General features: G+C 55.9%; 4 protein-coding genes. 3 read left to right on the top strand and 1 reads right to left on the bottom strand.

All coding sequences use genetic code 11. From position 1 onward, the window contains the following. From DEO48_RS17580 to dppF, 3 genes are all read left to right on the top strand, one after another. On the top strand, positions 1-345 hold a 345-nt coding region (locus DEO48_RS17580; RefSeq protein WP_146198295.1), incomplete at its 5' end, for an ABC transporter permease subunit. A 10-nt stretch (positions 346-355) separates the two neighbouring features. After that, positions 356-1,339 (top strand): dipeptide ABC transporter ATP-binding protein, encoded by a 984-nt coding sequence (dppD, locus tag DEO48_RS17575; RefSeq protein WP_109845842.1) that lies wholly within the window; start codon positions 356-358, stop codon positions 1,337-1,339. Further along, positions 1,336-2,349: a dipeptide ABC transporter ATP-binding subunit DppF gene (dppF, locus tag DEO48_RS17570; RefSeq protein ID WP_023309965.1), complete on the top strand. Its 1,014-nt coding sequence runs from the start codon at positions 1,336-1,338 to the stop codon at positions 2,347-2,349. The genes dppD and dppF overlap by 4 nt, the downstream gene beginning before the upstream one ends. Before the next feature lie 42 nt (positions 2,350-2,391). Here the strand turns inward: dppF and coaA are convergent, their stop codons facing one another. Next, on the bottom strand, positions 2,392-3,342 hold the full coding sequence (gene coaA / locus DEO48_RS17565) for a type I pantothenate kinase (RefSeq protein WP_021242480.1): 951 nt from the start codon (positions 3,340-3,342) through the stop codon (positions 2,392-2,394). Positions 3,343-3,657 lie beyond the last annotated feature (315 nt).

The raw sequence follows: 3,657 nt of genomic DNA, 5'->3' as shown, positions 1-3,657 counted from the left end.
GAAGTGAACCGCGATTACGTCACCGCCTCTCGCGTGGCGGGTGCCGGTGCGATGCGCCAGATGTTCGTCAATATCTTCCCAAACTGCCTTGCGCCGCTGATTGTTCAGGCGTCGCTCGGTTTCTCTAACGCCATTCTTGATATGGCCGCTCTTGGCTTCCTGGGCATGGGTGCGCAGCCGCCAACACCGGAGTGGGGCACCATGCTCTCCGACGTGTTGCAGTTCGCACAAAGCGCCTGGTGGGTTGTCACCTTCCCGGGTCTGGCAATCCTGCTGACGGTGCTGGCATTTAACCTGATGGGTGATGGTCTGCGTGATGCGCTTGATCCCAAACTGAAGCAGTAAGAGGCACGAGATGGCGTTATTAAATGTAGATAAATTATCGGTGCACTTCGGCGACGAAGGCACCCCGTTTCGCGCCGTGGACCGCATCAGCTACAGCGTAAATCAGGGCGAAGTGGTTGGCATTGTCGGGGAGTCCGGTTCCGGTAAGTCAGTGAGCTCACTGGCGATCATGGGGCTGATTGATTACCCGGGCCGCGTGATGGCGGAAAACCTGCAGTTCAACGGTCAGGATCTGAAGCACATTTCTGAAAAACAGCGCCGCCAGCTGGTGGGCGCCGAAGTGGCGATGATTTTCCAGGATCCCATGACCAGCCTGAACCCTTGCTACACCGTTGGTTTCCAGATTATGGAAGCGATTAAGGTGCATCAGGGCGGGAATAAGAAAACCCGTCGTCAGCGCGCGATCGACCTGCTGAACCAGGTGGGTATTCCTGACCCGGCATCACGCCTGGACGTTTACCCGCACCAGCTCTCCGGTGGGATGAGCCAGCGCGTGATGATCGCGATGGCGATTGCCTGTCGACCAAAACTGCTGATTGCAGATGAACCGACGACGGCGCTGGATGTGACCATTCAGGCGCAAATCATCGAACTGCTGCTGGAGCTGCAGCAGAAAGAGAATATGGCGCTGGTGCTGATTACGCACGATCTGGCGCTGGTGGCCGAAGCCGCGCACAAAATCATCGTGATGTATGCCGGTCAGGTGGTCGAAACCGGAAATTCACACGATATTTTCCGCGCGCCGCGTCACCCGTATACCCAGGCGCTTTTACGCGCGCTGCCGGAGTTTGCCCAGGACAAAGCGCGTCTGGCGTCGCTGCCGGGTGTGGTACCGGGTAAATATGACCGTCCGCAGGGCTGTCTGCTCAATCCGCGCTGCCCGTATGCGACGGACAAATGCCGGGCAGAAGAGCCAGAGCTGAACCAGCTTGCTGACGGCCGTCAGTCGAAATGCCACTACCCACTCGATGATGCCGGGAGGCCAACACTATGAGTACGCAACAGGCCACCACGCAACAACCGCTGTTGCAGGCCATCGACCTGAAAAAATACTACCCGGTGAAGAAGGGACTGTTTGCCCCTGAACGCCTGGTGAAAGCGCTGGACGGCGTTTCCTTTAACCTCGAACGCGGTAAAACGCTGGCGGTGGTGGGGGAGTCAGGCTGCGGCAAATCCACGCTGGGCCGTCTGCTGACGATGATTGAAGTGCCGACCGGCGGGGAGCTCTATTATCAGGGGCAGGATCTGCTCAAGCACGATCCGCAGGCGCAGAAGCTGCGTCGCCAGAAAATCCAGATTGTGTTCCAGAACCCGTATGGTTCTTTGAACCCGCGTAAAAAAGTGGGGCAGATTCTGGAAGAGCCGCTGCTGATCAACAGTAATCTGAGCAAAGAGCAGCGCCGTGAAAAAGCGCTGGCGATGATGGCGAAGGTCGGCCTCAAAACCGAGCATTACGATCGCTATCCGCACATGTTTTCCGGCGGGCAGCGTCAGCGTATCGCTATCGCCCGCGGGCTGATGCTCGATCCGGACGTGGTGATTGCCGATGAGCCGGTCTCCGCGCTCGACGTATCCGTGCGTGCGCAGGTGCTGAACCTGATGATGGATCTCCAGCAGGAGCTGGGGCTCTCTTACGTGTTTATCTCCCACGACCTGTCGGTGGTGGAACATATTGCTGATGAAGTGATGGTGATGTACCTGGGGCGCTGCGTGGAGAAGGGGACTAAAGACCAGATCTTTAATAACCCTCGTCACCCGTATACCCAGGCGCTGCTGTCTGCGACGCCGCGTCTGAACCCGGACGATCGTCGTGAGCGTATTAAGCTGACGGGTGAACTGCCAAGCCCGCTGAATCCGCCTCCGGGATGTGCATTCAACGCCCGCTGCAGTCGTCGCTTTGGCCCGTGCACCCAGCTCCAGCCGCAGCTGAAGGATTATGGCGGCCAGCTGGTTGCCTGCTTCGCGGTCGATCAGGATGAAAATGGCGAGAAGCCACAGGCATAACGAAAAAACCGGCGCTAAGCCGGTTTTTTTATGTCTGCTTGATTATTTCCGCAGGCGAATCTGGTCGACGGCGTGCTTCTCGCTCTTGGTGAGGATCAGGCTCGCACGCTCGCGCGTCGGCAGGATGTTCTCTTTGAGGTTCACGTAGTTGATCTCATTCCACAGCCCCGTCGCCACATTGATCGCTTCTTCTTCAGAAAGCTGGGCGTAATGGTGGAAATAGGAGTCCGGGTCGGTGAACGCCCCTTCGCGGAACTTCAGGAAGCGGTTGATGTACCAGTTCTGCAGCAGATCTTCCGGCGCATCGACATAAATAGAGAAATCGACGAAATCCGAGACGAATACGTGATGCGGGTCGTGAGGATAGTCCATCCCGCTCTGCAGCACGTTCAGACCTTCCAGAATCAGGATGTCCGGCTGGACCACGGTTTTATCCCCACCCGGGATGCGATCGTAGATCAGGTGCGAATAGACTGGCGCAGTCACGTGCGGCACGCCGGATTTCAGGTCAGAGACAAATTTCACCAGACGGTGCATATCATAAGAGAGCGGGAAGCCCTTCTTCTTCATTAGCCCACGTTCTTTTAACACCTCGTTCGGGTGCAGGAAGCCGTCGGTGGTGATTAGCTCCACGCTGCGGTGTTCCGGCCAGCGGCTCAACAGAGCCTGCAGGACGCGCGCGGTGGTACTTTTACCCACGGCCACGCTGCCTGCAATACTAATGATATAAGGAATACGTTGACCGTTCGTCCCGAGAAACTGCTCCAGCACGGCCTGACGACGCAGGTTCGAGCTGATATAGAAGTTAAGCAAGCGAGAGAGGGGGAGATAAATTTCTGCCACTTCTTCCAGGGACAGATCTTCGTTTATCCCTTTTAACCGTGCGATTTCACCTTCCGTCAGCGTCATAGGGACGGAATCACGCAGGGCAGCCCACTGGCTGCGGTTAAAGTGAAGATAAGGCGTCATTAACGTTTGCTCTTTTTTGCTCATAAGCATGCTTCAGTGAGCCAGCATCACACTGCCGGATCATGGCTCATCACACAGTTAATTTTGGACAATGGGCAGGAGGTTAACACCAGATGACGGGAATAATAAGAAAAAAGATGGAAAGCGCTGCGTTACGCGGAAGCCGTCACGCTACGGTGAATACGGTGCAAATCACGATGATATGTTGAATATTTGACCTCAAATGACTACTTTTACAGCGTCCGACACGCTCTTCGCATAAAATGTGAGCGAAAGAACGTTTTATGCAAATTTTTAGTTGCATGACCGCGCAGGTATCCATAGAATGCGCGCTACTTG

The organism is Enterobacter sp. CGMCC 5087, from assembly GCF_003144775.1.
GTDB classification, from domain to species: domain Bacteria; phylum Pseudomonadota; class Gammaproteobacteria; order Enterobacterales; family Enterobacteriaceae; genus Enterobacter; species Enterobacter cloacae_M.
Note: the sequence above shows the minus strand (reverse complement) of the source record. Positions and strands in the feature narration are given on the sequence as shown.

Excerpts from the sequence above, each read along its gene's own strand:
- dppF (WP_023309965.1), top strand. The coding sequence starts at position 1,336 with ATGAGTACGCAACAGGCCACCACGCAACAACCGCTGTTGCAGGCCATC.
- dppD (WP_109845842.1), top strand. The coding sequence starts at position 356 with ATGGCGTTATTAAATGTAGATAAATTATCGGTGCACTTCGGCGACGAA.
- coaA (WP_021242480.1), bottom strand. The coding sequence starts at position 3,342 with ATGAGCAAAAAAGAGCAAACGTTAATGACGCCTTATCTTCACTTTAAC.